Here is a 3306-nt window from a genome sequence, read left to right as displayed (position 1 = left end):
GAGCAGCAGGCTGGATTCGAAGTCCGAACCCGTGGCCGTGTATGCGATGGTCCGCGCGCGCTCCCGCAGGTTCAGCCGCCGGGAGCGCTCTTCCGCAGGGCCCAGCAGCCGCGTGAGCCTGCGCCGCAGGTTGGCCGTCTTGGCCGCATACGGCTCGCTGCCCGCTTCCCCGCGCAACAGGAACACGCCGGCGCTTGCCGGTATCGCGGCCAGGATCTCCGCATCACGGTCAGGTGAAAACTCGACAGCCTGTGCCAGCACGAGAGGATTTTCTCACCACGGAGACACAGAGATGCGGAAATCGACGCTCACTGAGCACTGGCCACTGACCACTGCCTCACCGGAAGCTGGCGCTTCCCACCCGCTGGCGGAAGTCCTGTCCCTGCATTTCGATCTTGCGGCACATCTCCTGCAGGCGGGAGCGCATGCGCTCCCCGATGCGGTCTCCCAGGGTCTCCTCGCGGGCGGCCCGCGCCGCCCCGGTAGCGGTCGAGGGCGGCAGGTCGGGGAAATTGGTGGTGATGATGGTCGTGCGGCGGTCGTTGTAGCGCGTGTTCAGGATCAGGCTGACGGTGTCCCACACCCACTCCGTCGGCTTCACGGCGCCCAGCTCGTCCAGCGCCAGGACCTCGGCCTCGAATACCGGGCGCAGCAGTTCCATCTCCGTGGTCTGGACCGAAGGGTTGTAGGAATTCTGGATCTGCTTCAGCAGGTCGCGGTAGTCCGTGAACAGGCAGTGCGCCCCTTTGGTGCGGATCAGCTCTTTGAGGATGCCGACCGCCAAATGGGTCTTGCCCACGCCGATCGAGCCCACCAGCAGCAGTCCGGTAGACTCGAGCGGATACTCTTCGACAAACCTTCCCGCGGCCAGCCGCGCCGACGCCAGCGACGGATGCGCCCCGGGAAAGTCGGCATGGAAGTCGGAAAGTTCGCAGTGCTCGTAGCGCGCCGGGATGCGCGCCTGCTCCAGCAGCTTCTCCGCTCGCCCGGCGATGCGGCAGTCGCAGCGCGTCCGCCGCCCGCCCTCGACTTCCCTCCACCCCGAGCCCCGGCACAGCGGGCAGACTTTCTCCTCCACCACGGCCATGGTCAGCACTCTACGTCGGCAATTCGGCCGGACGCAACTACGATGCTTGGGGTGCGGCTCTCAGGCTGTGCGCTTCTGGCGTTTGCTGTGGAAAGCAGAGGAAAACTCGGCCCGCGCGCCTGTCCATGGGCTGAGCGGGGCCGATCTTGGGGCTTCCCCGGCCCGGTTGCCGGTCTCACGGCCGTCCTGTAAAATAAGAGCTTTGCTGCGAGGAGTTTTTCCGGACATGAAAGCCAGTATCCATCCTGCCTACAACGAAGTGCGGGTGCACTGCGCCTGCGGCAACACCTTCACCACGCGCTCCACCCACAAGGGCAACATCAACGTGGAGATTTGCTCCAACTGCCATCCTTTCTTCACCGGCAAGCAGAAGCTCATCGATACCGCCGGCCGCGTGGAGCGCTTCCGCAGGAAGTACGCCAAAGGGAAAGAAACCAAGAACTAAGGTCCTGACGTGCTCCAGCCTCCGCCCCACGGAGGCTTTTGTGTGTCTACCCGTGCGGGTGCCCCACCCTGGTCGCTCATGCTTTCGAGCGACAGGTGGGCGAAGATCACACCGCCTGCGTGCACCACTTGCACCGCGTCGCCGCCGCCGCGATCGGCTCGGTGCAGGCCGGGCAGTTCTTGGTGGCTGGCCCAGGCTCCGGCTTGAACATCGCCTTGGCGATGAGAAACACCACCAGCGCGATGATCGCAAAGTCCACGACCGCGCCGGCAAAGTCGCCCACCAGGAACTTGCCCGACCCGATCTCGAAGGTGATCTGCCGCCATTCTCCGCTCGGCGTCACCATGCCCACGAAGGGCATGATCAGGTCGTTGACCAGCGCCGTCACCACCTTGCCCACCGCCGCCCCCAGGATGAACCCGGTAGCCAGCGCCATCACATTGTTCTTCAACAGGAATCCTCGGAATTCACCCACCATAGCTGCCTCCGGACTGCGGAAATCAATGCGCGGCCGGATTCTCGCACAAACGCCCGACCCGTAGAAGGCAGCGCCTGTAAAATAAAAGCCTCGTGCAGAAGCTCTGGGACAGCCCGCCCTCGCCCGCTGCCGCGCCTGTCGCGGCGGCTGTGCCTGGGTGTGTGCGCATCGGCCGGGTCGAGATCGCCCCCGCGACGTTCCTCGCACCTATGGCCGGCGTTATCGACACTGTCTTTCGACGCTTCATCCGCAACCTGGGCGGCTGCGGACTCATCATGACCGAGTTCACCTCCGCCGATGGCGTTTTGCGCGCAAAAGACAAGAAGGCGCGTCGCTACCTGCACTTCTACGACGACGAGCATCCCATCTCGGCGCAGCTTTTCGGCAGCGATCCCCAGGTCATGGCCGATGCCGCCCGCCTGGTCGAGGACCTGGGTTTCGACCTGGTGGACCTCAACCTGGGCTGCCCGGCGAAGAAAGTCGTGAAGTGCAACGGCGGCTCCGGCCTGCTGCGCGACCTGCCGCGCATCCGCCAGATCTTCGAGCGCGTGCGTGCCGCCGTCCGCATCCCTTTCACGGTGAAGTTCCGCGCCGGCTGGAACGATCAGGAGATCGTGTGCGTTGAACTCGCCCGCATGGCCGAGGACTGCGGCCTGAACGCCGTCGCGCTGCACGCCCGCACCCGCGAGCAGGGCTACACCGGCACCGCCCGCTGGGAGTGGATCGCCTCCGTCAAGCACGCCGTCGGCATCCCGGTGGTCGGCAACGGCGACATCCGCACTCCGGAGGACGCCGCCTCGATGGTCGCCCGGACCGGCTGCGACGCGGTCATGATCGGCCGCACCGCCGCCTCCAATCCGTGGATCTTCCGCCAGATCGCGCAGTACGCGGCCACCGGAGCGTACGAGCAGCCCAGCGACGCCGACCGCTACCAGATGATCCGCACCTACTTCCGCATGCTCATCGACGAGCAGATGCCCGGCGCCGAAGGCAAGATGAAGCAGTTCGTCTCCTGGTTCACGCACGGCGTCTCAGGCAGCAGCGCATTGCGCAAAGCCGTCTACGAATCCCGCACCGAGCAGCAGATCCTGGAGCGCGTGGAAGTCTTCTTCGAGAGTTTGCTCGCTCAACCGACGCCCTCCGCCTGACGTTCGGCCCTGACGGTGCCCCACGTTCGCGCCGTGCTCTTCGGCGATAACGTGGGTTTAGAATTCTGTCTGCGTCAAGACCTTGACCGGCAAGCTCTACTGACGGGGCACGGGCGCGACCGCCCCCCGCCGCCACCTTCATCTCCAC

Annotated in this window: 5 protein-coding genes; 2 read left to right on the top strand and 3 right to left on the bottom strand. The window is 65.5% G+C overall.

Features of this window, described 5'->3' with window-relative positions:
- Both VLE48_10240 and VLE48_10235 read right to left on the bottom strand, forming a co-directional pair.
- A partial coding sequence (locus VLE48_10240; GenBank protein HSA93379.1) for a hypothetical protein occupies window positions 1-261 on the bottom strand: 261 nt, incomplete at its 3' end.
- A 76-nt stretch (window positions 262-337) separates the two neighbouring features.
- Window positions 338-1087 (bottom strand): ATP-binding protein, encoded by a 750-nt coding sequence (locus VLE48_10235; protein HSA93378.1) that lies wholly within the window; start codon window positions 1085-1087, stop codon window positions 338-340.
- Between the two features lie 226 nt (window positions 1088-1313).
- Between VLE48_10235 and rpmE the strand changes: the two genes are divergently transcribed.
- Window positions 1314-1532 carry a 50S ribosomal protein L31 gene (gene rpmE, locus VLE48_10230; GenBank protein HSA93377.1) on the top strand — a complete coding sequence of 73 codons (219 nt, stop codon included), beginning with the start codon at window positions 1314-1316 and terminating at the stop codon, window positions 1530-1532.
- A gap of 106 nt (window positions 1533-1638) precedes the next feature.
- On the opposite strand, the gene mscL is transcribed toward rpmE, so the two are convergent.
- Window positions 1639-2010 carry a large conductance mechanosensitive channel protein MscL gene (gene mscL / locus VLE48_10225; GenBank protein HSA93376.1) on the bottom strand — a complete coding sequence of 124 codons (372 nt, stop codon included), beginning with the start codon at window positions 2008-2010 and terminating at the stop codon, window positions 1639-1641.
- A gap of 92 nt (window positions 2011-2102) precedes the next feature.
- Here mscL and dusB point away from each other — a divergent pair, with 92 nt between their 5' ends.
- Window positions 2103-3158: a tRNA dihydrouridine synthase DusB gene (gene dusB, locus VLE48_10220; GenBank protein ID HSA93375.1), complete on the top strand. Its 1056-nt coding sequence runs from the start codon at window positions 2103-2105 to the stop codon at window positions 3156-3158.
- The last annotated feature ends 148 nt before the right edge of the window (window positions 3159-3306 follow it).

The sequence above is a fragment of the Terriglobales bacterium genome, from assembly GCA_035454605.1.
Lineage (GTDB): Bacteria > Acidobacteriota > Terriglobia > Terriglobales > Acidobacteriaceae > DATMAB01.
The sequence above is the reverse complement of the archived record's forward strand: the minus strand, read 5'-3'. Positions and strand labels throughout refer to the sequence as shown.